The sequence below is a fragment of the Duganella aquatilis genome (genome assembly GCF_009674565.1).
GTDB classification, from domain to species: domain Bacteria; phylum Pseudomonadota; class Gammaproteobacteria; order Burkholderiales; family Burkholderiaceae_D; genus Rugamonas; species Rugamonas aquatilis.
This window is the reverse complement of the sequence record NZ_WKJL01000010.1, coordinates 72,879-88,919: the sequence shown is the minus strand read 5'-3', so window position 1 is coordinate 88,919 and position 16,041 is coordinate 72,879. Positions and strand designations below refer to the sequence as shown.

21 protein-coding genes are annotated in these 16,041 nt (G+C 59.5%); 5 read left to right on the top strand and 16 right to left on the bottom strand.

Annotated elements, in window-relative coordinates:
• Nucleotides 1–34: 34 nt before the first annotated feature.
• From GJ698_RS15070 to GJ698_RS15035, 8 genes are all read right to left on the bottom strand, one after another.
• On the bottom strand, nt 35–1,321 hold the full coding sequence (locus GJ698_RS15070) for a phage major capsid protein (RefSeq protein ID WP_154358463.1): 1,287 nt from the start codon (nt 1,319–1,321) through the stop codon (nt 35–37).
• Entirely contained in the window at nt 1,318–2,163 is an 846-nt protein-coding gene (locus tag GJ698_RS15065) for a head maturation protease, ClpP-related (protein ID WP_154358461.1), read from the bottom strand. Before GJ698_RS15065 ends, GJ698_RS15070 begins: the two co-directional genes overlap by 4 nt.
• A complete protein-coding gene (locus GJ698_RS15060) occupies nt 2,141–3,409 on the bottom strand; it encodes a phage portal protein (RefSeq protein ID WP_154358459.1) in 1,269 nt (422 codons plus the stop codon). Before GJ698_RS15060 ends, GJ698_RS15065 begins: the two co-directional genes overlap by 23 nt.
• Nucleotides 3,410–3,416: 7 nt before the next feature.
• The gene (locus GJ698_RS15055) at nt 3,417–5,099 is read right to left on the bottom strand and encodes a terminase large subunit (protein ID WP_154358613.1); all 1,683 of its coding nucleotides are present in this window, start codon (nt 5,097–5,099) and stop codon (nt 3,417–3,419) included.
• A gap of 6 nt (nt 5,100–5,105) precedes the next feature.
• Complete coding sequence (locus GJ698_RS15050; protein ID WP_154358458.1) at nt 5,106–5,393, bottom strand: hypothetical protein; 288 nt, start codon at nt 5,391–5,393, stop codon at nt 5,106–5,108.
• 232 nt (nt 5,394–5,625) lie between these two features.
• Complete coding sequence (locus tag GJ698_RS15045) at nt 5,626–6,027, bottom strand: HNH endonuclease (RefSeq protein ID WP_154358457.1); 402 nt, start codon at nt 6,025–6,027, stop codon at nt 5,626–5,628.
• 60 nt (nt 6,028–6,087) lie between these two features.
• Nucleotides 6,088–7,365, bottom strand: coding sequence for an SGNH/GDSL hydrolase family protein (locus GJ698_RS15040; RefSeq protein ID WP_154358455.1), 1,278 nt, complete (start codon nt 7,363–7,365; stop codon nt 6,088–6,090).
• Nucleotides 7,366–7,827 carry a hypothetical protein gene (locus GJ698_RS15035; protein ID WP_154358453.1) on the bottom strand — a complete coding sequence of 154 codons (462 nt, stop codon included), beginning with the start codon at nt 7,825–7,827 and terminating at the stop codon, nt 7,366–7,368.
• Nucleotides 7,828–8,027: 200 nt separating this feature from the next.
• Here GJ698_RS15035 and GJ698_RS15030 point away from each other — a divergent pair, with 200 nt between their 5' ends.
• A complete protein-coding gene (locus tag GJ698_RS15030; protein WP_154358452.1) occupies nt 8,028–8,351 on the top strand; it encodes a hypothetical protein in 324 nt (107 codons plus the stop codon).
• A 132-nt stretch (nt 8,352–8,483) separates the two neighbouring features.
• Nucleotides 8,484–9,470: a GTP pyrophosphokinase gene (locus tag GJ698_RS15025; protein ID WP_154358450.1), complete on the top strand. Its 987-nt coding sequence runs from the start codon at nt 8,484–8,486 to the stop codon at nt 9,468–9,470.
• Nucleotides 9,471–9,489: 19 nt separating this feature from the next.
• Here GJ698_RS15025 and GJ698_RS15020 read toward each other — a convergent pair whose 3' ends face one another.
• The 5 genes from GJ698_RS15020 to GJ698_RS15000 form a co-directional block, all read right to left on the bottom strand.
• On the bottom strand, nt 9,490–10,005 hold the full coding sequence (locus tag GJ698_RS15020) for a hypothetical protein (RefSeq protein WP_154358448.1): 516 nt from the start codon (nt 10,003–10,005) through the stop codon (nt 9,490–9,492).
• The gene (gene dnaB, locus GJ698_RS15015; RefSeq protein ID WP_267874806.1) at nt 10,002–11,384 is read right to left on the bottom strand and encodes a replicative DNA helicase; all 1,383 of its coding nucleotides are present in this window, start codon (nt 11,382–11,384) and stop codon (nt 10,002–10,004) included. Before dnaB ends, GJ698_RS15020 begins: the two co-directional genes overlap by 4 nt.
• 2 nt (nt 11,385–11,386) lie before the next feature.
• On the bottom strand, nt 11,387–12,226 hold the full coding sequence (locus GJ698_RS15010; protein WP_154358445.1) for a hypothetical protein: 840 nt from the start codon (nt 12,224–12,226) through the stop codon (nt 11,387–11,389).
• Nucleotides 12,216–12,527 (bottom strand): hypothetical protein, encoded by a 312-nt coding sequence (locus GJ698_RS15005; protein ID WP_154358443.1) that lies wholly within the window; start codon nt 12,525–12,527, stop codon nt 12,216–12,218. Before GJ698_RS15005 ends, GJ698_RS15010 begins: the two co-directional genes overlap by 11 nt.
• A gap of 100 nt (nt 12,528–12,627) precedes the next feature.
• The gene (locus tag GJ698_RS15000; protein WP_154358441.1) at nt 12,628–12,804 is read right to left on the bottom strand and encodes a hypothetical protein; all 177 of its coding nucleotides are present in this window, start codon (nt 12,802–12,804) and stop codon (nt 12,628–12,630) included.
• Between the two features lie 184 nt (nt 12,805–12,988).
• On the opposite strand from GJ698_RS15000, the gene GJ698_RS14995 reads away from it, so the two are divergent.
• The gene (locus GJ698_RS14995) at nt 12,989–13,468 is read left to right on the top strand and encodes a hypothetical protein (protein WP_154358439.1); all 480 of its coding nucleotides are present in this window, start codon (nt 12,989–12,991) and stop codon (nt 13,466–13,468) included.
• A gap of 192 nt (nt 13,469–13,660) precedes the next feature.
• Here the strand turns inward: GJ698_RS14995 and GJ698_RS14990 are convergent, their stop codons facing one another.
• Nucleotides 13,661–14,395, bottom strand: coding sequence for a transcriptional regulator (locus GJ698_RS14990; RefSeq protein ID WP_154358437.1), 735 nt, complete (start codon nt 14,393–14,395; stop codon nt 13,661–13,663).
• A gap of 95 nt (nt 14,396–14,490) precedes the next feature.
• Here GJ698_RS14990 and GJ698_RS14985 point away from each other — a divergent pair, with 95 nt between their 5' ends.
• On the top strand, nt 14,491–14,700 hold the full coding sequence (locus GJ698_RS14985) for a hypothetical protein (RefSeq protein ID WP_154358435.1): 210 nt from the start codon (nt 14,491–14,493) through the stop codon (nt 14,698–14,700).
• Here GJ698_RS14985 and GJ698_RS14980 read toward each other — a convergent pair.
• Together GJ698_RS14980 and GJ698_RS14975 are read right to left on the bottom strand one after the other, a co-directional pair.
• Nucleotides 14,666–14,956: a hypothetical protein gene (locus GJ698_RS14980; RefSeq protein ID WP_154358433.1), complete on the bottom strand. Its 291-nt coding sequence runs from the start codon at nt 14,954–14,956 to the stop codon at nt 14,666–14,668. The two genes, GJ698_RS14985 and GJ698_RS14980, sit on opposite strands and share 35 nt — an antisense overlap.
• Nucleotides 14,953–15,168 carry a Cro/CI family transcriptional regulator gene (locus tag GJ698_RS14975; RefSeq protein ID WP_154358431.1) on the bottom strand — a complete coding sequence of 72 codons (216 nt, stop codon included), beginning with the start codon at nt 15,166–15,168 and terminating at the stop codon, nt 14,953–14,955. Before GJ698_RS14975 ends, GJ698_RS14980 begins: the two co-directional genes overlap by 4 nt.
• A gap of 82 nt (nt 15,169–15,250) precedes the next feature.
• On the opposite strand from GJ698_RS14975, the gene GJ698_RS14970 reads away from it, so the two are divergent.
• Nucleotides 15,251–15,961: a helix-turn-helix domain-containing protein gene (locus GJ698_RS14970; RefSeq protein WP_154358430.1), complete on the top strand. Its 711-nt coding sequence runs from the start codon at nt 15,251–15,253 to the stop codon at nt 15,959–15,961.
• The last annotated feature ends 80 nt before the right edge of the window (nt 15,962–16,041 follow it).

Sequence of the window (16,041 nt, the reverse complement as noted above, 5' to 3'; positions counted from 1 at the left end):
AGCGCCCGGCGATCGCCGGACGCCGTGGTGGGACTTAAGCGCTGATGGTCAACGCCTTCAGGACGTCAGGATTCAGCAGGCCGCCGCCTACGCGCTTCGTAGTGTAGAAGTGGATGTACGGCTTGTTGGTGAACGGATCGCGCAGCACGCGGATGCCCACGCGATCGACGATAACGTAGCCGCGCTTGAAGTCACCGAACACGATCGGCTTCGAGTTGGCCGCGACGTCAGGCATACCGGCCACTTCGGTGATGCCGTAGCCCAGCATGGTCGCTGGAGCGCCGGCCTGGAAGGATGGCTGCCACAGATAGTTGCCTTCGCCGTCCTTCAGCTTGCGGATCGCCTTTTGGGTGTTGCGGTTCATGATCGCGCGGGCGTTGCCGGTGTACTCGCCGGGCAGTTCGTGTACCAGATCGATCAGGCCATCGGCAGTGAGCGCGGCAGCGGACTGGCTTTTCACAGTCTTGATGTCGCCCCATGGGTGGGCGGCGGCGTTCGCGCCGCCGGTGATGTAGGTCAGCAGACCGTTCGGCTTGTTGTTGCCATTGCCGGTCAGGAAAGCGATGCCTTCCTGCAGAGAGAACTCAGTTTCGACCTCGCCGCCCAGCCACGCTTCCAGGTTGATCGCGGAGTCGTCCAGCATCTGCTGGGTCGCCGCCGGATTGGCGTACAGCTCGCCGGTGTTGTAGGTCAGGCTGCCGAACGTCGGAGTGGCGGTCTGCGCGCGGCCATCCGTTTCGCCGACCCAGCCAGAGGTGGTGCCGCGATTGTTGAACAGTTTGGTGAAACCGTTCGTGCTGATCGGTTGCACAGCGCACAGCGCGCGCATCGGCGATACAACCACCAGGCGATCGGTGATGGTGCGATCCCACTCGGTGGGCGCCAGGTAGCCACCTTCCTGCGCAGCGCCCTTGTTCAGCGCAGCCTGGACCTCGCCTTTTTTGAAGTGCGCGTTGAAGGCTTCGGTGTATTCCTTGTCCTTCAGACCCGCTGCGGCGCCGCCATTCATTTGCGCTGCCGCGATCTTCAGGTTGGCATCGTCGACGGCCGCCTGCAGCTTTGCGACTTCGGTGTTGATGCGGTCGACCTGCAGGGCCTGCAGCGCGTCGGCCTGGCCCTTCTTCACGTCCTCCAGCTGCTTGCTGTGCTCCGCCTTGAAATCGGCGAAGGCCTTGTTGACGCCTTCAATCAGCGCTTTCACTTCGGTGCCCGCGTCGGCGCTCACCGAGACGATGCCACGCGGAACCGGTTGGTTTGCTTGCGCGCCGTAGGCGGCCATGGCATGCGCGACCAGGGCGCTGGCGATCATTGCTTTTTTCATACATTACCTTTCATGTTGTCGATCATGGATTGCAGCGAGGCTGCGAAGTTGGCGTCAGCGCTCGGCTTGACGCCTTTCTCGGCAGCGCCCGGCGTGCCAGAAAACAGGGATTTGATGGCCTCGCGCCGCACCGAACGGGAGTGACCCGCCCGCGCCATCGACGCCTCGACCATCGCGAGATATTTCGTTTGTGCGTGTGCTTCTGGATCCTGCGAGATCTGGTCGCGCTGGATCACTCCGGTGGCGAAGCCATCATCGACGGCCTGACCGGCGCCCAGCCAGCTTTCCTTATCCATCATCGCCGCGATGTCAGCGACCGGCTGGCCCGAGCGCGCAGCGTAGACCTGAGCCATGGCCGCATCGAATGGCGCCAGCTGTTCGGCAGCTGCCATCATGTCGTGACGATTGCCCATGGCGACCGCCCAAGCATTGTGGATCATCAGGAAGGCGCCATCGCCCATCATGATTTCGTCGCCGGCCATCGCGATGACGGAAGCGGCCGACGCTGCGATGCCCATCACGTTGACCGTGACCTTTGCCTTGTGCTCGCGCAGCATGTTGTAGATCGCAACGCCCTGGAAGAAGTCTCCGCCAGGAGAATTCACGTTCACGGTGACATCTCGGGCGCCGATATTGCGCAGCGCTGCCGAGATCCGCTTTGCGGTCACGCCTTCGCCGTCGTACGAATCGCCGATACGGTCGTAAATCGAGATCGTCGGGCCATCATCGGCAGCGGCACGGATTGACGGCTCCCAGCGCTCCAGCGCGTCGGGGCGCATGTCGAACTGGACGGCGCCCGGCTTGAGCGCCGCGCTGATCTCAGGGAGTTTTAACAGGCTCATTCGAAGTTCCTTGCTTTGCTGATGTATTCGGTGGCCGGACGGTGTCCACGCCGGGATCGCTGGAGCGCGGCATATCCTGAAGGTCGCGCACTTCGTTCTGCGCCATCCATGGCGCATGGCCGCCGGAACCGAGCGCCTTGGCGAAGTATTCGGCCTGGTCTTTCAGCGTTCCGCGCAGCAGCGCGCGCTCATTAAATTTCACGTAGTGGGTTTCGGATTCGTCCGGCGTCAGCAGCGACCGCGCGGCGGCCTCTTCCCACACGGTGAACCAGTGCTGCAGCGCGTACTGCACGAAGAAGATGGCCAGCTGCTCGATGCCGCTACCCCACGATGTCTCGTCCATCATCAGCAGAGGCCGCGGCACGCCGAATGCGCGCGCCACCTCTTCTATCTGATGGTTTCGGTTTTCCAAATGCTGGGAATCGGATGGCGATGCGGCCCACTTCTCTGCTTTTAACCCCTCCTCCAGGATCATCCATTTGTGTGCCTGGTCGGCGCCGCTCTTCCCTTCCAGCGAATCCTGAAGCCGCTTGTATGCCTGATCACTGAGCGGGCCAGGCGCTGCCAGCGATCCGCCGGCCATCACGCCGTTCTTGAAAAGGCGTGCCGCGGCGCGCTCGGCCTGCTGGGCGATCCCTAGCGCTTCCTTTGCCAGCTTCACGCGGGACAGACCGATAATTCCGTCGTCCGACAAATCGCGCAGGTGCAGAACTTCAGCGCCGGGAATGTCGAGCGACGTGCCATTTTCACGCGTGTAGCGGTACGACAGGCTCCAATCGTCGTTCTGCTTCGGCACCGTGCGCGTGGGGTGCATTGGGATCAGGTTTGTGACCTCGCCGCGCGAGCGGATGATCCGGGCATAGCCATTTCCATGCTGCAGTACGTGCGACTGGAGCAGGCTCTTGAATTCGTAAGGGGTTTGCCAGCTATTCGGCCGGCGCTTCAGTACTTTGTACAGCGGGTGATCTACAGCCTGATGCTTGTCGGCGCCGCGCACCATCAGATTCAGCGGCAGCATGCCGATCGATTCCGAGATCAGCGTCACACACCGCAGCAGTGCCATATTCTGCAACGCCTTCGAAGCACTGATATAAGCACCGGACGCTGTTTCGGGACCGGCGCGCATGAAGGCCAGAAGGTCCGGGTCATCCAGTCCGGCAAACAGCTCGCCCGATGATGCGTTCGGGCCTGGGCGTGACTGCGCCTCCGGCGTCGATTTCGACCGGAAAATATCAAAAATGCCCATGGATTCCTTAAATCATGCGAATGCCGCGTGTCTCATACACCGAATTGCCCTTGCCTACCGGGTTCAGCGCCATCAGCGACACTGCGTTGAACAGCGCCATCAGCGGGTCGATCTTTGCCTTGCCTGACGCCGCCTTCGTGACCAGAATCGCGTTGCCTTTGTCCTCGATGCGGGCGTTACCCACGCACCAGTTCATCATTGGTCGACCTGCGTGGACCAGCGTCTTCGCGGCCACCTGGCGCTCGGTTGACTTGATGGCGCCGTTCAAGGAATAACCCTGACGGATGGAGATGATCTGTTCCATCGTGATACCCCGCTCCGTACTGACAAGCTCGGTCACGATGTCGATGATGCCGGCGGCGTCGACGCCGATACCAATCTTCTCCGGCAACAGGCCCGCGTCGTTCACCTGGCACACGAAGTCGGCCACCTCGATGACGTCATCACCTGGCACCTTCACGATGGTGAGGTCGCCTTGCTTGACGAAGTCGAGCAGCGCCGGCGCAATTTCCTTGCGGCGCTCCAGCGCGATCTCGTGCGCCCAGGCATGGAACCACGCGAGCAGCCGACCAGTTCCGCGCTCGCGGCCGGTAACAGCCAGCCCCAAGAGGTCGTCCAGGCCACCGCCGTCGATACCAACTGTCGCCACCTCACAACGGGCGACCAGCTCCTCCAAGGTAAATACCTGAATCGCCGCTTTCTCCCAGAACTCGGCGCCAGCCCAGCGGTCGGACCGCAAGTTCAGGCCGATTTCGACGTTGGCGTGCTTGGACATAAAGCCGCGGAACGACTCTGGCCCGGCCTGCTGCGCGATCTTGAACTCACGTTCAAGGAACGCCTCATCGACAGAGAAGCCGATGTTCGGATTCACCATCGCCATGTTTTCCAGCAGCAGACATTCGCCCGAAATCACCATTTCTGGCGGGTGCTCGAAAATAATTGGCACGAACGACGGATCGTTGATCTCACCGTCGCGTACCTTGCGCGCGTAATCCAGCTTCTGCTTGAACACGCCGGCCGGCGGCTCATCGGACTGAGTCGTCAGCCAGATCACGAAGCCCTCCGGGCGTGATGCGCGTCCACCCAGCGCCTCGCGGAACATGTTCTCAGCGCTCGGGATCTTTCCAAATAGGTGCAACTCGTCGACCAGCGTACCGACCGACTTCTTGCCGCCGACGGTATTCTGATCTGCCGCCAGCACCTTGAGCGTGGCGTTGCTCTCACGGTGCGTGATCGTCTTTACATGCGACTGAACATGCATCAAAGCGTCCAGGTCGTCGTCCTTCTGCACCATGTCCCGCGCGGGCGTGTACGCGTTGTTGGCGACCTCCACTGTTGGGGCCAGCACCGAGAACTCTGCCGACTGGCGCCAGTTCAAGATCAGTGCCGTCATCATGATCCCGGCCGCAACCGTCGATTTCGAATTCTTCTTCGGTAGCAGCACGAAGAACTCGACGATCAGGCGCCTGCCGGTGTCAGCGTCGTAAGCACCAAAGATGCAGCGCACCAAGTCAAACACCCACTCCGCACAGGATTCGCCGAATGTCGGGCTGCCGGGCGCGTCAACAATCTTGAGTTGCTTGAAGATCGCGAGGGCCTGCTCCGCCTGGTCAGGGAAGATCGGCGGCGGGATGATCGTTTCACCCGCGCGCAGGCGCGTCGCCCAGTCCGGGCATGCCGTGGTCCACATCACCACTTAAACCTTCTTTCCACCGGCAGCAGCCAGACGAGGAGGAGCTGCCGGGGCAAATTTGCCAGCGCCCGCCTTCTTGGCTTTCTCGGCGTCCTCGTCCTTTTTCCCGCCGTCGCCCTTCTTCGTGTGCGTGTACTGAACTGCAGCAATCGCGGCGCGGATCTGACCGGCGCTGGCGTCAACCTGGCCCAGCGCGATCTTCTGCAACAGGGTCAGCATGTCGCACGCTTCGATCTCTACCGGCACCGCCTTCTTACGCTTAAGGGCGCCGCCACGCGGCTGCGGCTCCAACTTTGTCTCTACGGCCGCATTTGCTGATTTCTCGGCCGTCTTTGGCTTCCGCCCAGCGCCAGGACGTGCGCCGCCAGCGTTGGGGCGCGGCCCTCCGCTCTTGCCTTGTACGCCTGCCATTTGCTGATTTCCTAAAATCAAAAAGGGGAATTTTTTCCGCGAATGGGGGAATGCGCGGTCTAGGAAAACTGGCAGTCCAAACTTTTGACCGCCCCCCCCTACCAGACCACAATCATTCCCTGATGAAACTTTTCTCAGCCCGGTCTCGGATCAGGCCGACACCATCGATCACGCGCGGATCGAGCAGTGCCGCCCGGGCTTCCTCTCGCTGCTTCTGGCCATCGTGACAGGGCTTGCACAGCGCCTGCCAGTTCGCCTTATCCCAAAACAGCGCCTGGTCGCCGCGGTGCGGAATGCGATGGTCGACCACTGTCGCCTCGGTGGTCCGCCCTTGCCGCTCGCAGTAAACGCAGAGCGGGTGGCTGCGCAGGTAACCGGCGCGCGCTTGCTGCCACTTGTAGCCATATCCCCGCTGGGTGCTGCTCTCCTTGCTGGCGCGCCACGACAGCGGCTGAGCGATAGGCAGCGTATTGCGCAGCTGCTGCACGCTTGATTTCAACGTCCGGAGCTTCATGTTCTGCTCATCGGCAGCGTGGTGATAAGAGGCTGGCCAGCGCGACTTGCCGCAGAATATTCACAGCTTGTTGCGAATCATTGGGCGGCCAGCAGATAGCTTGATCGTGCCGTTCGCCTCGGAGAAATAGACATTCGCAGTCAGCGTCAAGGAGGTGATCACGCCAGATGCTGGAAGTTGGAATGGCGTCGTGGTGAACGGCATGCTTTCGAAGTCAGACTGGTCGATCTGCGATGAGCCCAGCGACTGGTCGCCGGAACTGGAGCAGTCGATCGAGTTGTACAGCACGCCATCAATCCGGCACGTCAGCGACAGCTGGATGCGGTAGACGTTCGACATGTTCTGCGCAGCGAGCCACATCTGACCGTACAGCACGTCACCAGCGACTGCGCGCGTGTACGCGGTGTCGTTGTTGCGGATCAGTGCATCGCTGCCTGCGATGACACCACCAGTCACCTGCATCACTTGATCGAAACCGTAGCCGTCGGCGCGCGCCACCAGGCTCGGCACAATTGTGGGCCCAGCCACAGATGTACCAACCTGCATGCCCGTCGCGACCGAATTCGCGGGGATCGCCCCGATGTTCAGCCCGGTACCGGTCGCCCCCATCATGAGCGCACTGCTCAGCAGGTTGCTACCGTCCGGGTTGAGCGTTCTCAGATCGAGTGCCGAGACAGCGTGCACGGACCTGTCAGGGAAGAGATCGGCGACCGCCTTCCAGGCCATAAGCCCACAGGCGCGCGCAGTGCGCTGCACGAAGTGGGTGAAGTCAGGCAGCAGAGCTCCTGGTTTCGCCCAGCCAGTAACCGACATTGGATCGGCAACGATCTTGAAGAGATCCACTAGCCTGCAGCCAAAGGCCCGAGCCTGCTCCCGCACCCATTCATTGAGTGCGACAAACTTCCCACCCTCGACGGCGGTCAGCTTGTACAGCGGCGGTGCAGTGACCATCACTATCCGGATGCCGGCGTCGCGCAGCGCCTTGTAGATCGCCGACAGGGCTGTCTTGGTGCGAGAAATCGGCCAGCCGTTGACGATATCGTTGGTCATCCCGTTGACGAAGACGGTCTTGGCGCCGGATGCAATGACTGCAGGGATGGTCTCAAGGATCTGCTCAGTGGTGTACCCGATCACGGCGAAGTTTCCGACCAGGTTGATCGCTCCGTTGGAGAAACGGATCATCCAGCCACCCCATCCGATATCGGGTTTCGTGATGGTCACAGAGGTGCCTGGCACGATCGTGGTGATCGGCCCCGACTGTGCCTGCAGGGAATCTCCAGCAAACGCTGTCGCATTGCCAAGAGCGGTGACTGAACTGATGGATGCCGCATCGCGCACTTAGGCGGTGATCTCGCCCAGCGTGCACGTGATGGTCACCTTCTGCACGCCGGCGTACGGCCCGATCTGCGGCAGTCCGTAAGCGCCGATGGTCCATTTGTCGGTAGTGCCAGCGCGCGACGCCTCGCCGACCGTGCCGGGCTGGCCCTCGATCAGCAGCACCTGCCCCTCCGGCAACGTTACCGTCGTCCGCTCTTCCATTTTCAGCGTCACCGAGCCGACAGCGATCTGCTTCGATTGCAGCATCGGACCTGGGCGCGGCACGAAGTACTTGAAGCCACCAGTCAAATCCGCCGATGCTTTATTCGCAGCGATCAGGCCAGCCTCTACGCTTGCATCGAACGTGGCAAGGGCGTTAGCCGGGCGCTGGTTGTACGGCTTCAACAGGCGGACAGTCATGTGTACCTCAAAATGAAAATGGCCGCTCAAGGCGGCCAACTGGTTCAGCGAACTTACTTTCAACTATCCTGCTTATTCGGCACCTGCGCCACGATCGCGCTGGCCGACATACCGCTCTGGCCGTAGCCTTTCAGTACCACTCTTTCCCATATTCACACAAGCACGTCTTCTGGCTCAAAATAACCAGTTAGACAATGCTTTTTTGCAATATAATTTTCAAACTCGCCGATATACCCTGGCACAACCCAAACGCTATCCCAAACATGAGCGATTATTTTACCGAGCGATTTCTCAACGACGCAGTGTCATTCGCCGAATTACATAAAGGCTTGGAGAACCATGGCTTTGTCACAGAGGACGATGAGCCAAGGATGAATCGACCAATCCACAACAGCTTGACCAAAGAGCGGTATAAAAAAATGTTCGAGACGCACTATCCAGGCCAATATACGGCAGTGAAGGCAGCGTCGTGCGCATTTGATGTCGGTGACGGATTCCCATCCTTCTATGTCGCATTTGACACCGCGCAGTTCAAAGACCAGGACGCATTAGAGATTAAACTCAAAAAAATTGGCGTGCTGGAATAGAAAAAGCCACCTCTAGGGTGGCTTGCTCCCGCGACAATCGATGCGCGGTGAACTTTTTCAAGGCGAGCGAAGCCCGCCTGTGGTTTGATCATATCAGAACAGCGCCTACGCGCGCAACCGAAATTCTAGAACATGACCGCAACGAGCGAACAGCTAAAAATTCAACATCAGGATAATGCAAACAGAGCCGAAAGGTTACGTGATGCGGTGGTCGTGCAACTACAAGCTCTTCTCGATAAGCACGAACTCACTTTAGGTGTCCCTATTGAAAGTAGAGTTAAAACGTGGGCGTCCATTGAGGAGAAGTTACAGCGCAAGGGAGCTAAACTAGAAAACATCTTCAGTTTGGAAGACCTAATCGGAGTTCGAGTGATATTCCTTTTCAGGAGTGACCTTGATCTCGCGATTAAGATGGTCACTGATCATTTTGAAATACATTCTGCGGAAGACACCTCTGATCGACTAGGCGAGTCAGAGTTTGGCTACCAGTCTCAGCACTTCGTTGTTCGACTCCCATCCCAGTGGCTTTCCTTACCAAGCCTCACGGGCCTCGGCGATTTCGTCATCGAACTACAATTGCGCACACTCGCCCAGCATATCTGGGCCGCCGCATCGCACAAACTTCAATATAAGCAAGAAACAGGAGTACCTCCTCCTTTACGTCGAGCGATAACACGTGTATCAGCTTTACTAGAAATCGTCGACCTTGAGTTCGAACGAGTGTTGGAAGAGCGAAGAAAGTACGTAGAAGAAAACCAAGCAAATGCGTCGGACGACGAACCACTCAACGTGGATAATATTGCCTCGATCTTAGCAAGCCTCCTTCCAGCGAACAACAGAAAAGACGGAGAGCATTATGCAGATTTGTTACCTGATCTTATTGCGTTCAAAGTAGATACGCGTAAAAAGCTCACGGAGATAATTACGCGACACAAGTCAAAAATAATGCAATCCGATTCCGAGCACCTGGCGCGCCGCAAGCGGGAAAACGAACCTGTCACTGAGCGAGATGCCAGGGGCGTTTTCTTCGCTCATATCGGCTTGGCTAGAGAAGCTCTTCGCATGGAATTCGGCTCGAAGAAGGTGTCAGATGTTATGGCGCGCAATCGTAAGTCTTAAGCTGAAGCGTCTCCGGTACTTAAAACAGAACTGCCGTACAAATATTGCGTCGCAGCTTCCCTCTAAGTTCTACGCGTGCCTCAGCCGCCACTTCCACCAGCGAGGCATTCGGAAAGGTCCACACAGTCGCCAAGCTGCATGCGCGGTAGATCGCCCACACATGCAACCGGCTCAGGCTGTTGATCATCGCATCAGTCGCCTGAGCCACCTTGATGTCACTGGCCTGCTGCGCCTCGTACAGATCGTAGCCATGCCCATCGCCCTCGCCCACCAAGCCGCGCATGGTCTTGGCACCCAGATCACGGTCGGCATCGCCAGCCATCCAGTTCTTCCAGATTTCCAGGCATAGGTCGACCGGGTCTGGCATGGTGCCGAAGTCGGTGCGCGCCGGCGTGGCGGCGGCCCTCACCACTCGCACCGCGCGCGCACCTGGCGTCGCAGCAGCGCGCTTCGATTCAGCGGCGCTGATCTGCGCCAGTAGTTTTTCGTTATTGTCCATCTGGGTCCCTGCATTTTGGTTGGTGTTGGTGCTCATCGATTTCCGAAGCCGCGGCTTTTGCCTGCCGTCTGTTCCTCACTCGCCGATGGCGGCGCGCCGCTCCAGCGGCTGAACCGGCAGGTCGGTCCGTCAAACATCAGATGCACGTCGCCCAGCGCGCCGCTGCGCTGCTTACGGATCAACGCCTCGGTGAAGCCTCTCAGATGCTCAGCGTTCGGGTTGTGCATTTCCGGCCGGTGCACCAGGATCACCACGTCGGCGTCCTGCTCGATCTCGCCGGAATCGCGCAGGTCTGACAGGATCGGCTTTTTGTCGCCGCGCTCCTCGGACTTGCGGTTCAGCTGCGCCAGCGCGATGACGGCGACGCCCAATTCCTTGGCCAGCGCCTTTAGGCCACGCGAGTACGAGCCGATCTGGTCGGTGCGCTTGTCGCCTTCCCCGCCCTGCATCAGGCCGATGTAGTCGACGATGATCACATCCAGGCCGTGCTTGCGCTTCCAAGCCTTGGCCTTCATGCGCAGCTCCAGCAGCGTGATCGCCGGCGTGTCGTCGATGGCGAAACGCGAGTCGTTGAGGCGGATGATGCCATGCGAGATCCCGTTCCAGACCTCCGTCTCGTCGGCGGCCACGCGACCCATCACCTTCGCCAAGTGCACGCCGCCACGGTTCGCCAGCGCGCGGCCGGCCACCTCCTGTCCCGACATCTCCATCGAGAACATCAGTACGCTGCGATCCTCGGCGATGTTGATGCCGATGTCGGCCGACAGCGCGGTCTTGCCCATCGACGGCCGGCCGGCCACGATGATCAGCTGCTGCGGGCGGAAACCGCCGTTGAGCATGCTGTCCAACTCCGAGATGCCGGTGCTGATCGCCGAATCCTCGCCTTCGGCGCGGCGCGCCACGCCGTCGACGAACTCCAACAGGATCTCGCGCACCATGCGCGGTTCATTACGCACGCGGCGTTCGGCCAGGCCGGTCACCAACGATTGCGCGTGGTCCAGCACCTGGTCGGCGGTCTGGCCTTTTGGCGCATAGGCGACGCCGGCGATCTTGTCGGATGTGGCGATCAGCGCGCGTAACAAGGCGCGATCCACCACGATGCGGGCGTGCTGCGCGGCGTGGAAGCTCGTAGGGACACTTTGGGCGATCTGGTTGAGGTACGCCCCCAGGTTGCCGTCGAAAACGCCGCCACGGCTTTCCATTGCGGCCAGAACGCTCATCACGTCGGTGGCCTGCCCCCGCTCCGCCAGCCGAACGATCTCGGTGAAGATGCTGCGGTGGTCGTCGCGGTAGAAGTGCCGGGCGCGCAAGTCGCCCACCTGATCGAAGGTCTCTGGCCAGCGCATCAGCGCACCCAAGACGGCGTGCTCGGCATCGATGGAGTGCGGAGGCAGCAGGTGCTGCGGTTCGTTCATGTTCATGCTGCGTCCCGGTGGTACTTGTTCTCGAGAATTTTGGCGAAGCCGCTAGGCGAAAAAATGAAATCGATATCGGCGATGAACGCCGGCTTGCCGGGTACGGACGGCGGCGCTTGGCCGGTGAGGAACTTCGATTCGGCGCAGACCTGGAAGAACGCCCGCCAGGCGGCCAGGCCGGCCGACCTCGCGGTGTAGCCGAACGGCTCGCAGTCCAGCGCAGCCGCCTGCTTCCAGCGCGCGCGGATGGCTGCCTTGCGGGAATCGCTTGCCACCTTGACGCGAGGGTTCAGCGGCATGAGCTCGTGGTACAGGTTCAGCAACTGACCGACCGGGCACAGCCGCACATCGTCGGCGTCAGCCGACAGAGGTAGTTGTAGTTCTTCTGTATCTGTATCTGTATCTGTATCTAGGGCGTTAGTTTCCCGTTTCTGTAACGTTACAACCTTGTTTTTAGCCCCTTCTTCAGCGGCCTTTTTACGGTCGCGGTGCCGTTTTACGCGGGCCGCACTCGAATCGGAGGTAAATTGGCGCTTGTCCCAGTTCAGGATATTCCAACCCTCATCGATGAAGTTCTTGCGCAAAAACAGCGCCTTGGTTTGCGCCAAATCCTCATCGGAAACACGAAGCGCAAACGCAAGTTCATCGTCATGTAACGTTACAAGCGTGTTACTGCAACGCAGACACAACAGCATCATCAAGCGACGCTGCATTGCCTCGGACATGCTCTGCACTTTGGGATCGTGGGCGAATTCCGCGTACATGCGAAACCATGGATTGGCCGACCTGCCTGCCGAACCGGTGGCGACATCAACCAAGCCGGGATGCTGCTCACTCATCATGGTCCTTCGCAAAGCCGTTCGGCCCGATGCTTTGGATAACGAGGTATTCCCGCTGTCCCTCTTTTTCTTTACAGATAGCACCGGCCACCACCAGTTCATCGATGAGCGCTTCCAGCGCGCGCAGATCGATTTTCTCGTAGGGCAGCAACTCAGCTTGAATGGCGGCCAGATCGTACCGCAGGCGACGGCCAGAGCCTGCCAGAATCTTCAAACCGGGAAAGATATACCTCGCCAGTGGCGCGCATCGCGCGAGGTCTTGGTGACGGTAAAGATTGAGCTTTACTTTCGTTGCTTGTTGCATTTCCAACCTTTCATCCAACCATAAAAAAAGGTCAGGGCGTGACCAGCGGGTTGGAGTCGCTTCGGTCGCGGCCGGCCGGCCGCTGCCCTGTTTGTGATCGTTACTGCTGCTTCCGGTCCGCCTCGGCGCCGGGCGGCGCCTGATCGGCGGCCGCACCCTTCGCCTGTTCGGTGGCCTGCTGCTCGAAGGCCTGCGCCAGGAACACGCTGACGTGCTTGAAGCCCGCGGTGCGCTGCTCGACCTGGGTGACTTCTTGTGGTGGGTACGGCTTGGCCATGATGGTTCCTCCAGCTTAGTGCCGCGCTGCTCGGGGCGCGGTTTCCCGTTCAAACTGAATCGTAGCCAAAATCTTTCTCGCAAAAACTGCTAACTTTTACAGAGGCCCTTGGTGCTATGTAGGCCGGAGCATTCCTGCGTGTTAAATTAGCAATTCCACTCAACAATTAAGAAAGGGAATTCCTGTGAAACTGGATCGTGCTCTCCAAAAACAACTACTCACCAAACTCTCCGAGTCATATCCCGAAGAGGTGAATGGAGATGACCTAGGGTTCGAACCAGAGATCACTGCAAATCTGTTCTATCTGCGCGAGCACGGGTTAATTTCCGGCCAAACCCCTAACTTTATTGGCAGGGAGATGTTTTTTATATCCGCCACCATCACCGCAAATGGAATGGACTTCCTCGCCGACGACGGCGGCCTAACTGCGATCCTCGGCGTCGTCACGATCAAGCTCCATGAGGACACCCTACTTCGGCTGATCGAGGCCCGGGTGGAGTCGTCAGACTTGGCTCCCGAAGAGAAAAACGGTCTAATGAAATCGATTCGGGAATTGCCCGGCGATGCCATAAAACACCTGACAGAGAAACTGATTGATGCGGGGCTGGAAAACTGGCCGGCTGCACTTCCATTAATTCAAAGAGCCCTTGGCGGACTCCTTTGATAAGCTCCTCACCGCGCCGCTCGAAGCGCGCGTAGCCGATCGGATGGTCGTCGGCGGTACTGCCCAGGGCGATCCAGAATTCGGTCAGTGGCGTGTCGGCAGCGAGGAACAGCTCGGTGGCGCCGGTGAACGCACGGCCCGCCAGTAAGACCATGCTCGATGGCTTGAGATCACCGGCAGCTACAGCGGCGGTCATGCCACCACCATGCTGGTCGTGCGATGCATACGTTTATGCTCGGTGCGCAAGCCGCGCAGTTCCGCCAGCACCATCAGCTGCACCACCAGGTCGGCGGGCTGCTGCAGCTTGTCCGACAGGCTGAACACCTCGCGCGATAGCAAGGCCAGCGGGTCGACCGCCGCACGTGCTGCGGCGCCGGCGGCAGTGCGCTCAGCATCTGCAACCAGCTGCGCGGACTCGGCGGCCATCGCGGCAGCGGCCTGGTCGGCGGTGGTGCTGGATGCATGCTGGGCGGCGCCCGCCACCGGCACGGCGCCAGCGCCAGTAAGGGTTTCTTCGGTGATGCTTGCACCGCCACCACCAGCGATTCTCGTTTGCGCGGGAACCGGCGCGGCGGCGGCCAGCACCGACTCCAGATAGTTCAGCGCGTCGCCGGCGGCCGGCTCGGACTCGAACACGATGCGGGTTTCAGTAATCGCGCGGCGCAGCTCGGCGGCGTGGTCGTTGGTGCAAGCATGCGGTCGAACTTCGGCGGCCAGTTCGGGCCAGATCGTCGCCCAGGTATCGGGAAACAGCTCCTTGCGGGTGACGGTGCCGGCGGTGGCGTGCTCGATCGCGACGGCCTTTTCAGCCGGCAACGGGTGCGTGCCGGTGGCCCAACGAGAGAGGTTCGCCTGCGGCTCGTTCAGCACTTCCGCCAAGCGAAGTTGGTTGCCGCGCGCCAGCGCAAAGTATTCGGAGAGGGTCATGGTCGTCTTTCGATCAAAAACATGTAAGGGTGAGGGTTGCCAAATGCGCTACTATTTAAGTTCCCCAACTTCTATAACAGAGCAAAGGAACCCTCATGGACTACGCAAAATACGTACTGGCCCATCAGCTACTGTCGCAAGCAAAACCAGAGCTTGCTGCCGCGCTCAAAGCACAAACCGGCCGGGAGCCGCTGCAAATCCTGCCATCCTCAGATTTGCAAGCAATCGTTTGGGACGCCTTGGATGAGCTGGAAAAAGTCGTCACGATGATTAATGGCTGGTCAGAGAGTCACGGCATTCGATAAAGCCAGGCCAGCGGTAGCGGCGATGTAGCGGCGCCCGAATCCTCAGGAGCGCCGCGCCGCCTGCATAGAGCTGTGCCTCCCGCTCATCCAGCAACGCCAGGCGCGCCGGATTTCGACGCAGGCCATGCCGGAGCAGCGCCACGATGTTTCGACGTTGCTCAATGTCTTCGATCAGGCAGGTGAGCCGGCGGTACTCGGCCAACTCGCTGTCAGTCAGTGGCGCAGTCATCGGGCCAACGGGGCTGTCGGCGGTCATGGGGTTTCCTTGGTGGTGGTGGCTGGGCCGAACACGCCGGGGCAAAGCAGCCACGGCGACAATCCGAGAACCGCCGAAGCCGCAAGCGCGCGGCGTGGTGGAACCTGCCCATTCTTCGCCCACTTCGAGACCGCCTGCGGCGAAACGCCGAGCGTTGCGGCGAGCTTGTTGTTGCCGAACTTAACAATGGCATCGGTGACTGGAGTGTTCATGCTTGGATTATCAACCCATATTTGATGATCCGTCAACCAGTTTTGGATTGCACTATTTTCGGTGAGGTGGCACAATCAACATATGGTTGATAAATTCGATACGTTCGCAGAGCGTCTAAAATATCTGCGCAGTAAGAGCGGCTTGAGCTTGGCGGCGCTGGCCAAGCAACTTGGCGTGTCGGCGCAGGCCGCTCACAAGTGGGAGAACGGTGGCAGGGTCGATTCTGATCGACTGTGGGCACTGGCCGCGCTCTTCAAGGTCGATCCATCGTGGCTGATGCAGGGCCCTGTCATCGAAGATGGCTTGGAGAAAAAGCCGCACTTTCATTATCTTGTTGGGGCTCCCTCAATTCCAAAGACAACGGACTCCGGAGTTTTTGTGCCACTTCTAGATGCTGCAGATGTGATTGAGTGGACAACTCAAGAGGGAGACATCAGCTTCGATTACCACAAGGGTGAATGGGTGGCTTGCCCTGCTCCACATGGCGGCCTGACCTTCGCGCTCATGGTGAAGGGTGTGAGTATGGAAAACTTGGGGAGCAAGGTCTCTTACTCCGATGGCGACATGATCTTTGTAGATCCGGAAGTTGAGCCAACATCTGGGGTCCGCGCCGTGTTCAGCGCATCTGGATTATCGAGAAAGCTGGACGTGGTTTTTCGCGAGCTGATAGTCGAGGGAGGTCAAAGATTTTGGCGGAGTCTGAACCCACAATGGCCCCAAGCAATTTCCCCAGTGGAGGAAAAGCACCAAGTGCTAGGCGTGGTAATCGGCAAGTGGTCGCCGGAGCGCTAAATCCACAGCCGGCCCAGCGTCGGCTTTTTTTTGCCCATAATATCAACTCACAGTTGACATAAACCAAGAGTTAAATTACA